Genomic DNA, 19,008 nt, shown 5'->3' with positions numbered 1-19,008 from the left:
GTCTACACACAACGATGCCCGTTCCGGCTGTTACTGTCCTCCTCCCCGCGCGAAACGCCGAAGCCACCGTGGCCCGCGCCGTCCGCAGCCTCTTGACGGGCACCCTCCGCGACCTCCGTGTGGTCGCGGTGGACGACGGCTCCACGGACGGTACGCGTGAAGTGCTGACCGACCTGGCGGCGAGCGACTCCCGCGTGGAAGTCCTTGACGGCCGGGGCCGCGGCCTGGTGGCGGCGCTGAACCTGGCGCTGCGTGAAGCCACCTCCCCCTACGTCGCCCGGATGGACGCGGATGACGAAGCCCTTCCCAAACGCCTGGAGGCGAGCCTCACCGCCCTGGAGGCGGAACCCGGGTTGGCCGGCGTGGGCACGGCCGTGGAGCTGTTCCGGGATGACAAACCCGTGAGCCCCTCGCTCCAGGCCTATGCCACGTGGCTCAGCGAGCTGACCACCGCAGAGCGACTCGACCGGGAGCGCTTCATCGAAAGCCCCCTGTGCCACCCTTCCGTCTGCCTGCGCCGGGACACCCTGGTGGCCGCGGGAGGCTGGCAGGACGGCGACTTCCCGGAGGACTACGCGCTGTGGCTGGAGCTGCTGGACCGGGGCTTCGGGCTGCGCAACCTGCCCGAGGTATTGCTTCGCTGGCGCGACAGCGACGGGCGGATGACGCGCACGGACCCGCGCTATGCCGTCAAGCGCTTCTTGTGGACGAAGGCGCGCTACCTGACGCGAGGCCGTGGCCCCCTGGCGGACGGGCGCCCCTGCACGGTGTGGGGCGCGGGCCCGAGCGGCAAGACGCTGACGCACTTCCTCCACCAGGAAGGCGTCCGCGTGCGGCGCTACGTGGAGGTCCACCCTCGCAAGGTGGGCACGCGCATCCATGGCATCCCGGTCATCTCCCCCCAGGAGCTCGGCGCCCCCGGGGATGGACACCTGCTGGTGTGCGTGGGCGTCCGCTGGGCCCGCGCGGAGATTCGCGAGGACCTCATCGGACGGGGCTGGGTGGAGGGCCGCGACTTCACCTGCGCGGCGTGAGGACTCACTCGGCGCCACGAATGGCGCCCGAGGGCGCCGGCACGCCAGCGGCCAGGAAGAACCGCATCAGGTCCTCCGGCACCGGCGCCTCGATGCGCAGCAGCTTGCCCGTGCGCGGATGTCCCAGCTCCAGCGCCTGGGCATGCAGCAAGCACCGCGCTGCCTCCACGCCTTCTGCCCGGGCCGCGCCGCCGTAGCGCGCGTCCCCCAGAATCGGAGCGCCCAGCGCCGTCAGGTGCGCGCGGAGCTGATGCGTGCGGCCCGTGTGCGGCAGCAGCTCGACGACGCAGAACGCCGGCCCCGATGACAGCGTGTGGAAGTCAGTCAACGCGGGTACACCATTGGCCGCCCGGGTCGCCCGCCAGCGGCCAGGGCGCGACGGGTCCTTGGACAGCGGCAGGTCCACCGTGCCCGACGGGGGCAAACCCGGCCCGGTGGCCGCGACGTAGCGCTTTCGCGCCCGTCCCTCCCGGAACTCGGCCGCCAGCGCCGACGTGGCCTCCGCCGTCTTCCCGAACACCGTCACGCCGGACGTCTCCCGGTCCAGGCGGTGCACCAACCCCGCGGGGCGTCCCAGCTTCGCCCCCACCAGGTCCACCAGGCTGTCCCCCACGCGCCCCTCGGTGGGCTGCGCGGACACGCCGGCCGGCTTGTCTACCGCGATGACGTCCGCGTCCTCGTACAGCACACGCAGCTCGGGGGCGGGGGGCGCCTCGGACAGGGGGCTCTGCCCGCCCTCCTCCAGCACCACCGTCACCACCTGCCCAGCCGTCAGCCGCGCATTCGCATCCCGGCTCCGCTTGCCCGCCACGTAGACAGCGCCCACCTCCACCAGCCCCCGTGCCCCCGGCTCGGGCAGTCCCAATTCATCCGCGACCGCGCGGGCCACGGCCTTCCCCACCAACGCCCCTTCCACCCGGAACGTCCGGCGCTTCATGCCGCCACCTTGCCCACCGGGCGGACAGCCTCAGCGTACGAGCCCGCGCCATGCGCCACGTGCTCCGGCACGCCGCCCCCCATCCCTGTGTCCACCGCAGATGTCATGCGGCGGCACTCTACGCGCGCATGGCCCTTTCGCGCCGCCCGCTTCCTGTTACCTTCCGCGCCCCCATGGACCGTCCCCTGCACTCCGTCCGTACGCGGCTGGACGACTTCCTCGCCGAGCTCGCCACGCTGAACTACCGGCAAGGCGCCGGGCTCGCGCTGGATGTTTCCCCCAGCCAGCTCCACGCCGCCTTCCCCGAGCTGTCGTCTCCGGACACCTTCGCCGCCGCCAACGAGGCGCTCGCCAAGGCCCAGTCGAAGAACGAGCCCCTCACCGTCCGCCGCATCCGACTGGTGCGTGAGCTGGTGGCCTCGCACGTCGAGGACGCGCTCGCCGCCCGTCACGTGGAGGCCATTGCCTCGCTGGAAGCCGAGGCCCGGCTGATGGTGGACGACCAGACCTACTCCTTCGGCGAGGCGCTGGGCCGCATTCCCCACGAGTCCGCCCGGGGCCGCCGCGCCCTGCTGGAGCGCGCCACCGGCGAGTTCCTCTGGCAGAACCGCACCCGTTACGGGGACCGGCGCGATGCGGCCCTGCACACCGCGGAGCAGTTGGGCGCGAAGAACTACCCCGCCCTGCGCCAGGACGTCACCGGCATCGACTTCGCCAGGCTGGCCGAGTCCGCCGCGACGTTGCTCGCGCGCACGGAGGACGCCTACCGCGACGTGCTCGCCTATGTCCTCAAAAAGGTGGACCCGCTGCTGCGTCCACTGCCCGGCGGAGAAGCGCGCAGGCATGACCTGCAGGCCGCGCTCCAGGCCCCGTGGATGGACGGCTTCTTCCGGCGCGAGGACGCCTTCCCCGCCGTGGTGCGCTGGCTGGGCGAGTGGGGCCTGACGCCCAACGCCGGAGGCCGCATCCGCATCGACGACGAGGCCCGGCCCGGCAAGTCACCGCGCCCCTTCGTCGCCGTGGTGCGCGTGCCGGACGACATCCGCCTGGTGATCCAGCCTCGCGGCGGCATCGACGGGCTGGCCAGCCTGCTCCATGAGATGGGCCACGCGCAGCACCGCGCCCACGTCTCCGACACGCTGCCCATGGAGCTGCGCCGGCTGGGCGACGCATCCGTGACGGAGGCCCACGCCGCCGTCTTCGAACGGCTGCTCCTGTCCCCCGATTGGCTCAAGCGCTACCTGGGACTGCCCACCGTGGCCGCACGGGACACGGTGCGACTGGCCGCCTTCCAGGCCCTCACGCTGCTGCGGCGTCACGCGGCCAAGCTGACCTACGAGCTGTCCCTGACGCAGCGGGGCGCCTCCACGGAACGCGCGGACGAATACGCGGACGGGCAACGCCGTGCGCTCTTCGTCGAGCCACACCCTGGCTTCTTCCTCCACGACGTGGACCCGCAGCTATACGTGGCGCACTACCTGCGGTCCTGGGCCCTGGAGACCCAGCTCACCGCGCGCATCACGGAGCAGTTCAACGAGGACTATTGGAGGAACCCCGCGGCCGCCGCCTGGTTGAAGGGGCTGTACGCGCGTGGGGGCACTGACGATGCGGAAGGACTGGCCACGGAGACGTCAGGCACGCCATTGGCGTTGCCCGAGGCCGGGGAGCGCCTCGTGGCCATCCTCAACCGGTAGGGGACACCCGCGAGACGACTACTTCTTCTTGCGGAGCGCCCGGACAATCTTGTCCTTGGTGGGATTGGCGGCGGCATCCCGCGCGCGCGTGGCGGCGACGGGCTTGCTGCTGGCGGTGGCCGCGGGCTTGCCACCCGCGCGAGCGCGCATCGCCTTCATCAGCTGCATCTCGATGAGGAGCAGCTCGTCGCCCAGCTCCTGGTTGTCACCAGCGGCACGGGGCAGCGGTGCACGGGTGCTGGAAGCGCCAGCACCGTGGCGCATGCGCAGAACCTTCTCCTCTTCGGCCGAAAGCGTGCGCGCCTTCTCCAGCGCCGCTTTGACCTCCTTGGCCGTCACCGTGCTACTTCCGACCTTGCGCTCCATCGCCGCTCCCTTGCTGTGAAGCCCCGCTGAACATCCGAGCATGTCGGACGCGTCCGGGCCGCAACCGTCGAGGATTCTAGAGGACGCAAGAGTCAGCGCAAATTTTCTTCCAACATCTCGCTGCCGAGATGTAGCGCCGCTCCCACCACCCCCGTCCGGGATACCCCGGAGTCCCGGCCAGCCGTTCACCAGGCAACGGCGCCCGGAAAGGGCGCCGGAACCACGTGTCAGGTGCCCTCTTCGTCCTCGGGCTCCGGGGCCGCCTCCGGGCTGGCCGAATCCGAGTCCGAGGGCTTCTTGCGCTGGATACCGAAGGCGTCGAGCGCGTCGGCGATGCCCTGGGGCTTGTCCGCGTCCGGGAGGAAATCCTCGGGCGGCTGGAGCCGTGGGTCCTTGCCTACCTCGCTAAGGGAGGCCTCCAGCGTCAGGCGCAGTTCGGCCGCCTCGGGCGTCTTGTCCCCGGGCACGCCCATGCGCCCGTCCAGCCGGGCCTTGAGGACCACGGAGGTGGCGGAATCCACCAGCACCTCGCCGTCCAGCGAGCGCGGCAGACGGTGGGCGAAGAAGTTGGCCCGGCGGACCGTCGTCTCGTCCGCGCCCCCCTTCTTGGCCTGGGGCATGGGCGGCAGGGGCCGGGACGCGTCCGCCTGGGCGGCGGGGGCCAGCGTCACCACGTAGCGCCAGGCCGTGCGGCCCTCATGGGTGACGGTGCCCTCGGGCGTCAGCTTGATGCGCCCCTGGAAGAGGCTGTCGAAGTCGCGAATGGCGCCAGTCAGCTCCGCGCGGGTGCGCTCGGCCATGCCTCGGTCGCGCAGGCGCTGGCGGAAGGGGCCGTACCGGTTGCGGGCGAACACCTGCCCACCCACCCGCATCACCTCCAGGCCCTGGTCCCGGGAGTTCTCCAGCACGCCGTGGAAATCCCCGCTGACCCCGCCCGGGCCGGCGCGGAAGGTGCGCGTCTCGGTGAGCTTCACGGGGATGGAGGCCTCGGAGGTCCACTCGTACCCCAGCGTCGCCTGGTAGCGGTGGGGGCCCAGACGCTCGGTCACCTCGGCGGCGTCCATGCCCAGGATGCGGCGCGCCACCTGGGGGTTGTCCGCGACGTCCTCGGGGGGCAGCTTTTCCTTCGCGGACGCCACCACCTTGGGCGGGTCCTCCGGCGAGAAGATGCGTGCCTTGGCCGCCTTGTCGACCGGGTCCGAGCAGCCGGCGGCGGCCAGCGCCACGGCAAGGGTGAAGGCGGACTTTTTCAGACGGCTCACGACTCCTCCGGGAGGGTACGACAAGGCCGGCAAGTTACGTGGGGCATACACGAGCAGCAAGCAGTGGCTTGCGTGCGGCCGTGCAAGGGATAGAACGCCCAACTCATGCAGAACCTGCGCGACAAGCTATTGAAGGCGGGCCTCGTCACCGAGGACCAGGCCAAGAAGGTGGAGACGAAGCCCAGCCAGGCGGAAGCCCGGCGGCCCGGACCCCAGGAGGGCGGCCGTTCAGGCGGCAACCGTCCTCCCCCCCGCCGTGATGACAACCGGACACCCGGCGGCCCGCCCCGAGCCGAGGGTGGAGGCCGTCCGAGTGGCGGACGTCCTGGCGGCGGACGCCCTGGCGGCGGCTTCGGGGGTGCCCCCCGGCACGGCGGAGGTCCCCAGCACGGGCGGCCGGCCGCGGCGGCGGCGGAGCGGGCCATCCCCAAGCTTCCCCCCATGCCGGGCTCCAAGGCCTACCAGCGCGCCGAGTCCAAGCGGCAGGTGGAGCTGGACCGCGCCCTGCGCGAGCTGGTGCTGGGCTCCCAGGTCCCCGTCGAGGCGGGGGAGACGGCGTTCTACTTCATGACCCGCAAGGGCAAGCTGCGCCGGCTGGAGCTGAGCCCCGCTCAGGCCAAGCAGCTCGAGGAGGGCGAGCTGGGCGTGGTGGAGCGTCCCGAGCCCGCGCAGATCGAGCACTCGCTGGTGCCTTCGTCGGCGGCGGAGCAGATGTTCGCGCTGTCGAAGAAGTCGGTGCGCTTCCTCAACCGCAAGGAGAACCCCGTCGGCTTCATGAACGACGAGGAGCTCAAGGCCCAGCAGGCCGCCGAGGCGGCGGGCACCGCGCCCGAGCTGCCCGACGAGCCCGAAGGCGGGTCCGAGGCTGAGGCCGCGGCCGAGGCTTCGGCTGAGACTGCGTCCGAGGGCGAGGCGGCCCCGACCGAGCCGAAGGCCAGCAGCGAAGAAGCCCAGAACGGCTGAGCTGGACACCGGCGTCTTCCCACCCTCCCCGCCCCTCGTGGATGTGGGGAGGGTGGCGCTGCCGCCCGTGACGGCAGCGCCACGCGGCCTCGGCACGTCCTGCTGCCAGCATGAGGGCCCGGCGCTAGGCTGGTCTCATGACGACGACCTCCAAGACGGTGGTGGTAACGGGCGCGAGCCGAGGCATTGGCCGCGCGGTGGCGCTGGCTTTCGCGAAGGCGGGCCATGACGTGTGGGCCCTGGCGCGTTCGACGGAAGCGCTGGAGTCGCTCCGGCAGGAAGGCGGCGAGCGCATCCGGCCGCTCGCGGTGGACGTGTCCGACGAAGCGGCGCTGGTTGCCGCGAGCCAACGAATCCTCGCCGAGGGTCCTCCGCGTGTGCTCGTGAACAACGCGGGCATCACCGTCTCCGCGCCCCTGACGAAGACGCGCACCGAGGACCTGGCCCGCGTCATGGCCGTCAACGTGACGGCGCCTTTCCTCCTCTGCCGCGAGCTGATGCCGGCCATGGCCCAGGCTGGCGGCGGACGCGTCATCAACATCGGCTCCATGGCCGCGGTGCGGGGCGTGAAGTACACGTCCGCGTATTGCGCGTCGAAGCATGCGCTGCTGGGCCTGACGCGCGCGCTCGCGGTGGAGTACGCGAAGAAGCAGGTCACGGTGAACATCGTGAATCCGGGCTGGGTGGAGACGGACATGTTCGCCGGTGCGACCTCGGCCATCAGCGCCTCCACGGGCCGCAGCGAGGAGCAGGCGCGCGAGGCCCTGGCGTCCATGAACGCCATGGGCCGCATCATCACGCCGGAGGAGGTCGCCGCGCTGTGCCTGTTCCTCGCGTCGGACGCGGCGGGCGGCATCACCGGCACGGCGTACGCCATCGACGGCGGCGAGCTGGGCTGAGACTTCACTCCCATTCCGCCTGACTGCCTGCCCGGCCGCCACCCGTGGCCGGGTGCGTTGCGCAGCGGGAATCCCATCCCCACTGTGCGCGACCACCCCGGCGACAAGCCGCGCGGTGGCCAGCAATCGGGAGGTGGGCGTGAGTGGACTGCGAAGCATGGTGCTGGGCGCGTGTCTGTGGGTGGGCTGTTCGTCGTCCGTGGAGGACGGAGCGGCGCCCACTCTCGAGACCCCCGCGGATGTGACGCGAACGCCCACCCCCGGAGCCGAGACGCCCGCTCCGCAGGAGCCCACACCGGAGCCGCAGGTGCCGCCCCCGGCGACATCGGCGGCGTGCTCCGGACCGGATGGCACGGCGCGACTCGCGTGGAGCTACGACGCGGCGTGGAACCGCACAGTGGACTTCCGGGGGACCATGGACGGGGATGGGCACACCTACTGGACGGAGTGCGAGAGCAGCTATTGGGTGGACAAGGACCCGAGCCAGTTGGCGTGTCAGCTCGTCTCCGTCACGCCTGAAGGGACCGAGCGCTACCGGCGTGACCTTCCGCCCCCGGGAGCCTGGGGCGTTCACACGGTGGCGGGGGGACAGCTCTTCGTCACGGGCCGGCTGGCCCTGCTCTCCGCTCGGGACAGCGCCACCGGACAGGAGCGCTGGAGCGTGTCGCTGGGGGCCGTGAAGGACGAAGACCCGCAGGCGCACCATGGGCTTCGCATCGAATCGCTCGTGCTCAGCCCGCCCTATCTGATTGCGCTGGTACACGACACGTTTGGAGACGCGGACGCCGAGGACCTGCTCGTCGCGGTGCACGCGGAGACCGGCGCGGTGGCGTGGAAGGAGCCCGTGCCGCCCGTCCATGCGCCGCTGGTGGTGGATACGGAGGGCAACGTCTATGGCGGCGCCTCCGATGTCCTGGAGCAGCGGACGGAGCTCTTCTCGTACGCGGCGGATGGGCAGCTCCGCTGGCGGACGCAGCGCACGGGCGTGCTCGAGCCCACGGCCGTGGACGGAGGGACGTTGATGCTGGGCCGCGCGGAGCTGGTGGACGCGGCCACGGGAGCGCCAACTGCCACGCTGGCGACTGCTTCCGCTGAGTCCTTCTATTACTCGCTGGGCCGCTCCAGCTCGACCTTCGGCCGCACGGCGATGCAGGCGGACCGGCTCCTGGTCCTGCCCGACATGCGGTGCACCACCGAGGGCTGCCCCACCACCACGCATCCGGGTGGCACGTTCCTCTATGGGCTGGACCCATCGAGCGGCGCAGTGCGCTGGCACCGGGCCGTGGGCACCTGGCCGATGTCACCGCTCCTCACCCAGCGTGGCTCGCTGCTGCTGGTCGACCGGCCCGTGGCCGAGACGTGCGGCGAGCACGCCTGCACCGGTGAGGATGCCGCGCTCGGTTCGTTCCTGCGGGAGCTGGACCAGGACGGGAACGAGCTGTCCGCCTGCGCGCTACTGGGAAAGGCGCCGTACATCACCCCGCCCGCGCTACACCGGGGACGCGTGGTGCTGGGGGCGTGGACGAACTGGAATGCCAGCAATGACTGGACGCAGCGGCTGAGCATCCGCGCCTTCGACATGACGGCGCCCGATGAGCCTGCCTCCAGCGGCTGGGTGAGCGCGGGCGGCGGCAATGCCCGCTCGGGCCAGACGAAGCCCACGGGCGCGGCGGCTCAGGCGCGAGCCCCAGGCCGATAAGCGCGCTAGAGCTGGTACCGGCCGACGATAGCGCTCAGCTCGGCGGACGCCGCGGAGAGCTGGATGGCGGACTGCTCGCTCGCGGCCATCCGGTCGACAATCTGGTCCGCCAGGTCGGCCATCGAGCTGAGCGCGGCGAACAGCTCCGCGATGCCCGCGTCCTGCTGACTCACGGCCTCTGCGATGCTGCGCACCGTCTTGCCGTTGCTCTGGATGATGCCCGCCAGCGAGCGGAGGCTCTCACCCGCCGCGCGCACCTGCTCCAGGCCACCTTCCACCTCGCGCGCCCCGCCCTCACTGGTGCTCACCGTCTGCGAGATGGCCCGGCCGATGTCGCTCAGGATGGACTGCACGCGCGTGGTCGCCCCCGCGGACTGGTCCGCCAGCGACCGCATCTGCCGTGCCACCACCGCGAAGGACCGGCCCGAATCACCACTGCGCGCCGCCTCGATGGAAGCATTGAGCGCCAGCACGTTCGACTGGTCCGCCAGGTCCTTCACCGTGCGGGTGATGTCACCCACCTGCCGCGTGCGCTGGTGCAGCTCCGCGACGGTGCGGCCAATCTGCTCCACATGCGACCGGATGTGCGTGAGCCCACCCACGCTGCCGGACACCGCGGCCTCGCCCGCCTCGCCAAAGCCACTGGCCTTGTCCGCCTCCCGCAGGATGACCTCCACGCGCCGCGCCGCCGCGCGCGAGGCTTCCTGGAGCTGCTGCGCCGCAATCTGCGTCTCATGCAGCGCCACCGCCTGCTGCGACACCGCCTCGTTCTGGACGGACGCGGACTCGGTAAGGTGCGTGGACGCCGTTTCGAGCTGCTCGGCCGAATGGCGCAGCGCCATCAACAGCTCGCGCAGCTGCGACATCAACTCCGAGAATGAACTGGCGAGCTGACCAATCTCATCCTTCGAGCGCACCGCCAGCGCCCCTCGGAAATCCCCCTCCGACACCATCCGCGTGGTGGCCACGGTCAGCTCGCGCAGAGGCTCCATCATCCGCCGCACCAGCAGGAAGATGGCCGTGCCCGCCGCCGCCGTGACAATGAGGCCCAGCAGCACCACGAGCAGCATCGACGCACGGAACTGCTCCGCTTCCTTCCCACCATCACGCGTGAGCAGCAGCTCCACGCCCGACCCCATCTCCACCCGGCGCAGCCGCAACGACACGCCATTCACCGACACCTCGTCCGGCCGGCCCTTCCCCTCCAGTGCCGCGAGCAACGCATCATCAGGCACCGCGCTCAGCGCGTGCGCCACCGACTTCCCGCCCACGTTCAACACGCCCTCCACACCGCGCTCGTCACGCAGCGCCTGGAGCTCCACCTCGCCCAGGACCCGCCCCAGCACCACGTACCCCACGGTGCGGCCCTCGGCCGTCATCACGGGCTGCGCCACGGCCTGATGCGGCACCGCATCCACCAGGATGATGCGCGCGCCGCCCTCCTTCACCAGGGCCTCCATCCCCGACACTGCCCCGGATGGCGTGCCCACGCGCACACCCGCCGCGGTGTCCACCGCGAGCAGCAGGTCCACGCCCAGGAGCGACTGCTGCGCACGCAGCGAGGGCTCGAGATGCGCTCCTCCCTCGGAGCCGCTCGACAGCACGGTCTGCAAGGGCGTGCTGGCCGCGGCGACGCGGGCCAGGGCCGTCAGCGAACGCACCTCCTGGGACAGGACGCGGCTCCACGCGGCTTCGTCTTGCGCCAGACGGGAGGTAACGGCTTCGTGCGACCACGTCCGAAGCGACACGCCCGTGAGCGCGACGCTCAGCGTGGAGAGACAGAGGATGACAAGGGAGAGCGCTGCGGTCAGGCGCGCGGCAAGGCTGTGCGTCATTCGCGACAAGGCCAGGGGGATGGGCGGGGGGCGCCCAGTGGGGGATGGCGAGCCTACCGCGACAGCGCCCTGCTGTTGAGCGAGGAACAACAGGTGGCAGGAATGACCCGGCAGCCTGTCTCGCATGACACAAATCGAGACCTACACCGATGCCATGCACCTACGTCCTCGGCGTCGACGCGCGCGGGGCCATGAACACTCACCCTGGCGTTGCATTGACCGGTGTGGAAGCGGCGCGATTGCGTGCGTGTCATGCGCTCGACCTCCATTCCAGCGGCACTGGCCCTGCTTACCCTCGCGCCCAGCGGACTTCGCGCGGAGGAGGCCGCCGGAGAGGCGCGCGCGAAGGCCGAACCACCTCACACGACGCGCAACTTCGGCAACCTGCGCGTGGGTGGCTCCACGGCGAACGGCAATGGCCGGCCCGACCTGTGTCTGGAGTTGTCCCCCGTGGCGTTCCTGTCCGTGGAGAGCTGTGGCACGGGGAGCGGGTTCCTGCACGGCGACCCCGAGCCGGAGGTGGCGCACTTCCGCGCCAAGCTGCGGCTGGCCAGCTTCGACGTGGAGCGCTGGGGCACCTTCCAGCCCTTCCTCGCCGGTGGCTTCGCGGAGGCCCAGGTGGGCAGCGACGACCCAGGGTTCCAGTTCAAGGGGACCGACCGACGCCGCGTGGCCACGGCAGGGCCCGAGGGGGGCCTCGGGCTGCGCTTCCTCCGCCCGCTGGCCGCGGGCTTCGAGCTGGTGGGCGACTTCAACTTCAGCCTGGCGTGGATGCCCCACGCTCCCGAGCTCATCCAGCCCGGGAACACGTGGCTGCCGTCCGCAAGCCTCTCCTTCGGCGTGGGCTTCTGACGCGCCTCACGCCTCCGCGACGCGCAGCACCACCGCGGTGATGTTGTCCTTGCCGCCCGCCTCGTAGGCGTCCGCGACCAGCGCGTCACAGACCTCGCGCGCGGTGGACATCGTCAGTCGCTTCATCAGGCCCTCCACGCCCAGCGGCTCATAGAGCCCGTCCGAGCACAGCAGGAACACATCACCCGGCTCCGTCTGAAGCCGCTGCACGGTGGGCTCCGCGTTCTCCGTGCCCAGCGCGCGGGTGATGAGGTGGCGCAAGTTGCCCGAGCCTCCCGGCGGCTCCATGCCCGCGTCCCGCAGCTCCTCGATGAGCGAGTGGTCGCGCGTGAGCGACTCCAGCTTTCCGCCACGCAGCCGGTACAGGCGGCTGTCGCCCACGTGCGCCACCGCCGCGCCGTGCTCGCTCACCGCCAACGCCACCACGGTGGACGCCATCTCCCGCAACCGGCCCACGCGCTGCGCCTGGAGGTTGCGCTGCGCCAGCGCCGAGCACGCCGCCAACAGGTTCTCTTCACGGCTGCGGCGAGGGTCCGGCACCGTGGGCCACGTCGAATCCCGGTCCTGTCCCAGGCGCAGGCCAAAGCCCACGAAGGTGTCCACGACACACCGGCTGGCGACTTCTCCCCCCTCTTGTCCGCCCAGCCCATCCGCCACGACGAACAGCCCCAGCTCCGGTGCGACGCAGAACGCATCCTCATTGTGCGTACGCCGACCGATGTGGGTCTGTCCCGCGCTGTCCATTCTCATGACTGCCTCCTCGGGCCTCCCACCAGCAAGCGAGAGGCCAGCGTCCTTCCCCCCGACGGACGCAAGGAACGGATACTCCGGTTCTGGGGATTCCTGGGAAGGGACCGCCACGGCGCCGTGACAACCACCCCTCCCCCGTCCACTGGCAGACGCTGCAAGTGCCCTCCACCCGTCAAGAGCCCCCACAGCGTGGGGTCACGACCCCACACCTCCGCCTGGCACCTGGGCCCCGTTCCCCGAGGGGGCGCTTGTCCGCCAGGACGCTCCCGTCAGGGTGCGCGAATGCCATGACAACGAAATGAGGAACCCAGCCTGCCCGGGCCTGTTCCCTGGCAACTTCTCCGGTGACGAGGCGACAATTCCGATGCGGCCCGGAGTGTGCGCCGCAGGGAGCCCTTGATGTCGTCCATCCGCCGCATCACCGCGAGCATCTCCAGCGCCATCTCCCGCGCCCGGCTCGACACGAGCCTGGAGTCGGTGTCACCGCTCGCGCCCCGCGAGCCGCTGCAGCCGATCCCCGCGGTGCGGCGTGGCTATGCCGACGAGAGCGAGTTCCAGCCGGAGGTGGATGACCTGGACACGTCGCTCGCCGCGCATGCGCCGATGCTGGCGGGCGTGGACGCCGCGAATGCGGATGCGCCCGAACACCTGCGCGTGTTCGCCGGCGAGAGCTCCTTCGAAGCGGCCCCGCCGCGGTATTCGCAGCTGCTGGGCTCGCAGCTTCCCGCCGCGCTCGGCGCGCCCCGGGAGCCGGTGAGTGGCGCGGCGCACCGGCCCGCCTTCCGAGGGGCCAGCGCCCAGGACATGGGCAGCGACCTGCTCTCGCCGGAGGCCGCCGCGTGGGAGCTGCAGAACCGGGACACCTCCACCGCGCCCACGCCCATGGAAGCGGAGGACGTGCTGTTCATGCTGAATGGCCCCGGCGCCGCGGCCGACCTGGAGCCGCCGCTGGAGCTGGGACTCGAGGACATCTTCGAGGAAGCCCCGCGACTGCACGCCGCGGAAGACGCGCTCTTCATCGCGGGAGCCGATGAGGCCTCAGCGGCCATCTCCGACGCCGCGGAGACCCAGCAGCCGAGCCTCGCCGCCGCACGCTCTGGCGCGCCGGTGAACTTCGCGACCGAGGCCGCGGGCATCGATGCCGTTCCCGCCGACCTGGTGACGGCCGCGGCCGGTGACGCGCGCGTGGATGATGCGCCCGCGGGCTACGCGCTGGGCAGTGCCTACGCGGCCACCTACGGGCAGCAGTTCGCCGTGAGGCAGGCGCTGGACCCGGCGGTCAGCCCCGCGGGGCCGGACGAGTTCCTCGCGGACCCGAATGACTTGAACATGCTGCTGCCGGAGGAGCCGTCCCTGGACGATGCCGCCGTGGCAGGCGTCCTGGGCTCCATCTCCGCCAACCCCGCGGCGGCCAGCGCGCCGGTGGCCGCTACCTTCGCCTCACAGGGCGTGGAAGTGGTCGCGGAGGCGTTGGAGCCGGAGCTGCGGCCCGAGGCGAACCCCAGCACCACCGAGGCACCTGCGCCCGAGAATCCGCGGGCCTGAGCCCCTCACGGCCTGCGCGGCGCTTCTTCCTCGTCGATGGCGTCGAGGTACGTCTGCGCCTCGATGACCTCCCGGTTCAGCTCGTCCAGATAGCGCTGCCGCTCCGGACTCTGCCACTCCGCGGCGGAGAAGGACGTGAAGGGATAGTCATTCGTGGTGTGCACGTACCCGCGCAAGCTCGTCATCAGCTCGCGATCCGGGTCGCCCCGCTCCTTGAGGAGGAAGCCCTCCACGTCGCGCAGCTTCAGGGGGAAGGTGGGCACTTCGTCCAGCACCAGGTTGCCGGCGATGGTGAGCTTCACCTCCTGCTCGCCGCGCTTAAGCTCCTCGTTGAAGGACACGTGCGCGAAGGGCATGCCGCTCTCGTCATCCACGCGGCCCGCCACCACGTACCGTCCGGCCTTCTGGACCTGAATCCCGAGGTAGAGCTGAAGCGAGTCTTGCTCCAGCACCTCCCGCACCCGGCCCGTGAAGACTGCCGGAGGCGACGGCGTGTACATGATGTCGAAGAACGCGGTGCCCTCCGCGCTCCCCGAGCGCACCTGCACGTCCACGCGCAGCGTGCCTGAATAGAGGGGGAACCCCTGCTTCGACGGCTGGAAGCGCCCGGTGAAGGTGCCGTCTCCGGAGAGCGCGTCGCCCGCGGCGCCGTCGTCGGAGAAATGGAGGGGGACCGCCGGCATGGCACCCGCGCCGGGCATGTGCTCGGCCTCGTGCGCGGAGGCGGACACCACCTGGCAGGGCCTGGGCATGCGGCGCGCGTCCTCGCAGCCGACGAAGAAGTGCACCACCTCGTCGCCGACGACGAAGACGCGGTCCTGCTTCAGCCGGAGCTGGATGTCGGAGCCGTCCTTGTTCAGCGGGCGCGTGCGCTCCGGCTCCGCCATCTCCATCTGGTCCGGGTGCTCACTGGCGGGACGCGACTCCGGCGGATAGCGCGTCGCCTTCATGTACGACTCCAGCGCCTGCTTCGCGCGGGCCAGTCGCTGCTCCCACAACTGGCGCCGCGCGTCCCGCTCCGCTTCCTCCGGGCTGCGGGCCGGGGCCTTCACGGCCACTCCTGGCACGCTCCCCGTCGGCCCGCCCATGCCGCCTCCCGACTTCCGCGGCGCGGGGTTCGGCACTCCAGACGGCGAGGACGCTTCCCATGCACCGTCCTCGCCGGAGGACTCCGGGCCGGCACCTGCTTCCATCCACCACCACCCCACGCCCCCCAGCACCAGCGGGATGAGGGGAATGGCCCACAGGGCGCGGCGCATCCAGGACGCGGGGGCGGAAACGGTGCCAGTCGGAGTCATGTCGCTTCTTGCGGTGGAGGGGGCTCAGTACGCGTAGGTGACCACGTCCTGGCGAACCGGCGCGATGATGCCACCCCAGTTGCCTCCGGCGTAGTGGTTGTACGCCTCCCGGTCGTCGCGCAGCTCCACCGTGTGGTAGCTCCACTTCGCGCGCCCGTCGCTGGTCGCGGCCGTGCCCAGGTTCAGGGTGCCGCCACAGAACCAGTCACCGGGGTTGCACTGCGAGCTGCCCGCGCTGCCCGACACGCCCCCCGTCGAGTGGTACGACACCGCCTCATCGTCCTGGCCGGGGAGCACGCCGGAGTACAGCGTGCCCTTGGCACCCGCGAACATGTAGAACCACACGTTGCGCGTGGTGTTGTGGTTGTACATGGCGCGCGCGGTGGTGGTGACCAGGTCGCTCACCAGCGGCTCACTCACCGCCCACTCGCCAATGTCGGCCAGCTCGCTGCCGCCGCCCGCGCCCGACGCCACGTTCACCCAGCGGATGTTCCAGCCCGTCTGCTTCGCGCCGCTGCTCACGTTGCCACACACGCCGCTGGTGTTGGGGGACGCGTTCTTCACCTCGCGCTGCGAGCCGCCATACATCGACAGCGCGTAGCCAATCTGGAGGTTCCCCGCGCTGTGCGCGGCGACGTAGCACCAGTTGTCCCCCGTGCAGAAGCAGTCCAGCGCGTCGCGGATGCGGTAGTTCTGCGAGCCAATGCGCTGACGGCCGTCCCAGTTGACGGCCTTCTTGTTCACGCCCGCCTCGACGCTCGCCGAGCCCCAGTAACTGAAGTCATTGTAGTTGCCGGGCTGTGTCGTGCCGCCGTTGCGGCCATGAATCCACAGCGTGTAGTTGGCTGCGGCAGCTTCCGTGCCCGCCAGCATCGTTGCGGCGACAATGACCGTACCGAAGAACTTCTTCATGTTGAGCGCCTCCAGCGCTGCATAGGGGGTACCTGCCCGGCGGGGGACCAGGCGGCGGGGCGTACTGTAGAGGCGCGGTGTGTAAAAGGTCGAGGTCACGGAAACCTTGAAGTGCGCGCGAGGACTGACGCAACGCATCACCCGTGGATTCCCGCGAGGGAGATGACATTCGAGACGGCCGCGTCAACGCGATGTGTCGACCACGTAGCGCTCCAGTCGTTCCAGCGCGTCGGGCAGATTCGTGCGGCCCAGCCCCAGGCGGAAGTGGTTGCCGGGGAAGTCGTAGACGTCTCCGGGCAGCAGCAGCACGCCTTCGCGCTCGCGCAATTCCTCGGTGAAGCGGGCCACGGGCGTCTCACGCAGCAACCTGGGAAAGGCCACGCTGCCCGCGCGCGGGCGCACCCACTGGAAGGTGTCCGGGTGCCGCGCGAAGAAGCCATCCAACAGGGAGAGGTTCGCCGCGAGCAACTCCCGGCTGCGCGCCAGCACCCGCGCCTTCGCGCGCAGCGCGATGAGTGACAGCACCTCGCTGGGCGCGCTGTTGCAGATGGTCGTGTAGTCCTTGTAGGCCGCGCAGCGCCGCAAGAGCTCCACGTCACGGCAGGCCAGCCACCCCACGCGCAGCCCCGCCAGTCCGAAGGCCTTGGACATCACCCCCAGGCTGATGCCGTGCGGCGTGTGGCTGGCCGCGGGCGGCAACGTGTCGCGCGTGTCGTACTCCAGCAGCCGGTACACCTCATCGGACAGCAGGTGGATGCCACGCTCGCGCGACAGCTCGCACAGCGCATCGAAGGTGGCCCGGTCCAACAACGCGCCCGTGGGGTTGTGGGGAAAGTTCACCACCAGCAGCCGCGTCTGGGGCGTCAGCGCGCGGCGCAGCGCATCCAAATCCAATGCCCATCCGTCCTCCTCGCGCAGGCGCAGCAGCGTCACGTCCGCGCCCGTAGCGCGCGCCACCTCGTGCAGGGACTGGTAACCCGGCCAGGTGACGACGGCGTGGTCCCCGGGGCCCAGCAGCACGTTGAGCAGGACGAAGAGCGCCTCCTCCGCGCCGGCGAAGGTGAGCACCTGCTCCGGAGAGAGGCCGGGGTACAGGGCGGCAATCTCCTCGCGCAGCGCGGGCAGGCCGGTGGATTCGGTGTAGCCCAGCGTCAGCCCCTCCCAGCGGGCCCGCTCGTCCGGGCCGGCGAGCGCCAGCAAGTCCGCCATCCGCCAGCCCTCGATGTCCGAGGAACACAGCAGGTACGGCGCCGCGAACTCCCAGCGCGCGAAGTACCGCTCCAGCTTGAAGTCGGGGATGCGCATGCCCTGAGTGTCTGCCTGCTTCGCGGCCTGCCGTCCAGCGACGCCCGGAAGCGGCCACGCGTGCCTAGCTTGAGTCGCGTCCTTTCCGAACCCAGGCCTTGTTGGAGCCCCTATGCCCACGCTCGACATTCCCATCACCCTGCTGGACCCGGACGGTGGGTGGATCAACACGCCCGTCCATGTCTCGGAGCTGGATGAGCTCCCCGTCCTCCTCCACTTCTTCTCCGTCAGGCAACGGGGCGGAGACGAGGACATCGACGCGGTGAAGCGCATCATCGCGGAGTACGGTGCGCGGGGGCTGAAGGTCATCAGCGTGGATGTCACCCACTCCGACAAGGAGCTGCGGGACACCAACGCGGTGGAGGCCTTCGCGCGAAAGCACGGGCTCTACCACCCCATCGCCGTGGACGACGGCTCCATGGCGCGGGCCTACGACGTGGCGGACACGCCCGCGTGGCTCGTGTTCGACGCGGACTCCGGCCGGCTGCGCCACCACTTCTCCGGAAAGAACGCGTCCCCCCACGTGCGGCAGGTGCTGGAGCGCTTCATCCAGGCCAGCGCCGCGGCCCCCTCTCCCGCCCCCTGACTCCAGGAGTTCACCATGCCAGCTCACCGCAAGGATTCTGACTCGTCCCACATCTCGCTCGGCACCGTGGCCGCGGCCGGCATCGGCGCGGCGCTGGGACTGCGCCGCATCCTCCGCTCCCGATTCCAATTCAAGGACAGCACCGTCCTCATCACTGGCGGCTCTCGCGGCCTGGGGCTGGTGCTGGCGCGACAGCTCCTGAAGGAAGAGGCCCGCGTGGCCATCTGCGGCCGGGACGAGCAGACGCTGGAGCGGGCCCGCGAGGAGTTGGAACGCACCGGCGGCGAGGTCTACGCCATCCCCTGCGACGTGCGAAATCCGGTGCAGGTGGAGGCCATGGTCTCCGCCATCCACGAGCGCTGGGGCGCGGTGGACGTGCTCATCAACAACGCCGGCGTCATCCAGGTGGGGCCGCTGGAGTCCATGACACTGGAGGACTTCCAGGAGGCCATCGACACGCACCTGTGGGCGCCGCTGTACACCACGCTGGCCGTGCTGCCGGAGATGAAGCGGCGCGGAAAGGGGCGCATCGTCAACATCGCCTCCGTGGGCGGAAAGGTGAGCATCCCCCACCTGGTGCCGTATTCGGCCAGCAAGTTCGCGCTGGTGGGCCTGTCGGATGGCCTTCGCGCGGAGCTGCGGCAGGACGGCATCATCGTCACCACGGTGTGCCCGGGGCTGATGCGCACGGGCAGCCCACGCAACGCGTACTTCAAGGGCAACCACGAGGCGGAGTACGCGTGGTTCGCCACCGGGGACTCCCTGCCCCTCACCTCACTGAGCGCCGAACAGTCCGCGCGCAAGATTCTGGACGCGTGCCGGCGGGGCGACGCCGAGGCGCTGCTGGGCACACCGGCGAAGCTGGCCGCCGTGGGCCGCGCGCTGGCCCCCAACCTGACGGCCACCCTCACCGCCTGGGCCAACCGCTTCATGCCCCAGGACAGCAGCCCGGATCGCTACAGCGGCAGCCAGAGCGAGACGCCGCTGACCCAGTCCTGGCTCACCGAGCTGACGCGGCGCGCGGCCGAGCGCAACAACGAGACCGAGGTGCCGCTGCACTGACGGCCCCCG

At 70.9% G+C, this 19,008-nt stretch carries 17 protein-coding genes; 9 read left to right on the top strand and 8 right to left on the bottom strand.

Annotation, left to right across the window (positions count from 1 at the left end; translation table 11 throughout):
• Window positions 1–14: 14 nt before the first annotated feature.
• Complete coding sequence (locus tag FMP39_RS18610) at window positions 15–1,034, top strand: glycosyltransferase (protein ID WP_141591692.1); 1,020 nt, start codon at window positions 15–17, stop codon at window positions 1,032–1,034.
• Between the two features lie 4 nt (window positions 1,035–1,038).
• On the opposite strand, the gene FMP39_RS18605 is transcribed toward FMP39_RS18610, so the two are convergent.
• Complete coding sequence (locus FMP39_RS18605; RefSeq protein ID WP_090484511.1) at window positions 1,039–1,971, bottom strand: RluA family pseudouridine synthase; 933 nt, start codon at window positions 1,969–1,971, stop codon at window positions 1,039–1,041.
• 173 nt (window positions 1,972–2,144) lie between these two features.
• On the opposite strand from FMP39_RS18605, the gene FMP39_RS18600 reads away from it, so the two are divergent.
• The gene (locus FMP39_RS18600) at window positions 2,145–3,665 is read left to right on the top strand and encodes a peptidase M3 (protein ID WP_194858455.1); all 1,521 of its coding nucleotides are present in this window, start codon (window positions 2,145–2,147) and stop codon (window positions 3,663–3,665) included.
• A gap of 18 nt (window positions 3,666–3,683) precedes the next feature.
• Here FMP39_RS18600 and FMP39_RS18595 read toward each other — a convergent pair whose 3' ends face one another.
• Both FMP39_RS18595 and FMP39_RS18590 read right to left on the bottom strand, forming a co-directional pair.
• Window positions 3,684–4,031 carry a hypothetical protein gene (locus FMP39_RS18595; RefSeq protein WP_020477748.1) on the bottom strand — a complete coding sequence of 116 codons (348 nt, stop codon included), beginning with the start codon at window positions 4,029–4,031 and terminating at the stop codon, window positions 3,684–3,686.
• Between the two features lie 227 nt (window positions 4,032–4,258).
• Window positions 4,259–5,293, bottom strand: coding sequence for a hypothetical protein (locus FMP39_RS18590; RefSeq protein WP_194858454.1), 1,035 nt, complete (start codon window positions 5,291–5,293; stop codon window positions 4,259–4,261).
• A 105-nt stretch (window positions 5,294–5,398) separates the two neighbouring features.
• Here FMP39_RS18590 and FMP39_RS18585 point away from each other — a divergent pair, with 105 nt between their 5' ends.
• The 3 genes from FMP39_RS18585 to FMP39_RS18575 all read left to right on the top strand — a co-directional run bounded on the left by FMP39_RS18585 (window position 5,399) and on the right by FMP39_RS18575 (window position 8,854).
• Window positions 5,399–6,256 (top strand): DUF2058 family protein, encoded by an 858-nt coding sequence (locus tag FMP39_RS18585; RefSeq protein WP_141591689.1) that lies wholly within the window; start codon window positions 5,399–5,401, stop codon window positions 6,254–6,256.
• Between the two features lie 137 nt (window positions 6,257–6,393).
• Window positions 6,394–7,155: an SDR family NAD(P)-dependent oxidoreductase gene (locus tag FMP39_RS18580; protein ID WP_141591688.1), complete on the top strand. Its 762-nt coding sequence runs from the start codon at window positions 6,394–6,396 to the stop codon at window positions 7,153–7,155.
• A gap of 139 nt (window positions 7,156–7,294) precedes the next feature.
• Window positions 7,295–8,854 carry a PQQ-binding-like beta-propeller repeat protein gene (locus FMP39_RS18575; RefSeq protein WP_228558099.1) on the top strand — a complete coding sequence of 520 codons (1,560 nt, stop codon included), beginning with the start codon at window positions 7,295–7,297 and terminating at the stop codon, window positions 8,852–8,854.
• A 5-nt stretch (window positions 8,855–8,859) separates the two neighbouring features.
• On the opposite strand, the gene FMP39_RS18570 is transcribed toward FMP39_RS18575, so the two are convergent.
• Complete coding sequence (locus FMP39_RS18570) at window positions 8,860–10,689, bottom strand: methyl-accepting chemotaxis protein (RefSeq protein WP_141591686.1); 1,830 nt, start codon at window positions 10,687–10,689, stop codon at window positions 8,860–8,862.
• Window positions 10,690–10,941: 252 nt separating this feature from the next.
• Here FMP39_RS18570 and FMP39_RS18565 point away from each other — a divergent pair, with 252 nt between their 5' ends.
• Window positions 10,942–11,541, top strand: a complete 600-nt coding sequence (locus FMP39_RS18565; RefSeq protein WP_228558098.1) for a hypothetical protein — start codon at window positions 10,942–10,944, stop codon at window positions 11,539–11,541.
• Between the two features lie 6 nt (window positions 11,542–11,547).
• Here the strand turns inward: FMP39_RS18565 and FMP39_RS18560 are convergent, their stop codons facing one another.
• Window positions 11,548–12,291 carry a PP2C family serine/threonine-protein phosphatase gene (locus FMP39_RS18560; protein ID WP_141591684.1) on the bottom strand — a complete coding sequence of 248 codons (744 nt, stop codon included), beginning with the start codon at window positions 12,289–12,291 and terminating at the stop codon, window positions 11,548–11,550.
• Window positions 12,292–12,690: 399 nt separating this feature from the next.
• On the opposite strand from FMP39_RS18560, the gene FMP39_RS18555 reads away from it, so the two are divergent.
• Complete coding sequence (locus FMP39_RS18555) at window positions 12,691–13,836, top strand: hypothetical protein (RefSeq protein ID WP_141591683.1); 1,146 nt, start codon at window positions 12,691–12,693, stop codon at window positions 13,834–13,836.
• A 5-nt stretch (window positions 13,837–13,841) separates the two neighbouring features.
• Here FMP39_RS18555 and FMP39_RS18550 read toward each other — a convergent pair whose 3' ends face one another.
• From FMP39_RS18550 to FMP39_RS18540, 3 genes are all read right to left on the bottom strand, one after another.
• Window positions 13,842–15,134, bottom strand: coding sequence for a choice-of-anchor X domain-containing protein (locus tag FMP39_RS18550; protein ID WP_141591682.1), 1,293 nt, complete (start codon window positions 15,132–15,134; stop codon window positions 13,842–13,844).
• A 24-nt stretch (window positions 15,135–15,158) separates the two neighbouring features.
• The gene (locus FMP39_RS18545; protein WP_194858453.1) at window positions 15,159–16,046 is read right to left on the bottom strand and encodes a hypothetical protein; all 888 of its coding nucleotides are present in this window, start codon (window positions 16,044–16,046) and stop codon (window positions 15,159–15,161) included.
• Between the two features lie 183 nt (window positions 16,047–16,229).
• Entirely contained in the window at window positions 16,230–17,351 is a 1,122-nt protein-coding gene (locus tag FMP39_RS18540) for an aminotransferase class I/II-fold pyridoxal phosphate-dependent enzyme (protein ID WP_141591680.1), read from the bottom strand.
• A 112-nt stretch (window positions 17,352–17,463) separates the two neighbouring features.
• Between FMP39_RS18540 and FMP39_RS18535 the strand changes: the two genes are divergently transcribed.
• Both FMP39_RS18535 and FMP39_RS18530 read left to right on the top strand, forming a co-directional pair.
• Complete coding sequence (locus FMP39_RS18535; RefSeq protein ID WP_141591679.1) at window positions 17,464–17,937, top strand: peroxiredoxin; 474 nt, start codon at window positions 17,464–17,466, stop codon at window positions 17,935–17,937.
• 15 nt (window positions 17,938–17,952) lie between these two features.
• Window positions 17,953–18,999 (top strand): SDR family oxidoreductase, encoded by a 1,047-nt coding sequence (locus tag FMP39_RS18530; protein ID WP_141591678.1) that lies wholly within the window; start codon window positions 17,953–17,955, stop codon window positions 18,997–18,999.
• Window positions 19,000–19,008 lie beyond the last annotated feature (9 nt).

The organism is Myxococcus sp. AB056, assembly GCF_006547365.1.
Lineage (GTDB): Bacteria > Myxococcota > Myxococcia > Myxococcales > Myxococcaceae > Myxococcus > Myxococcus virescens.
The sequence above is the reverse complement of the archived record's forward strand: the minus strand, read 5'-3'. Positions and strand labels throughout refer to the sequence as shown.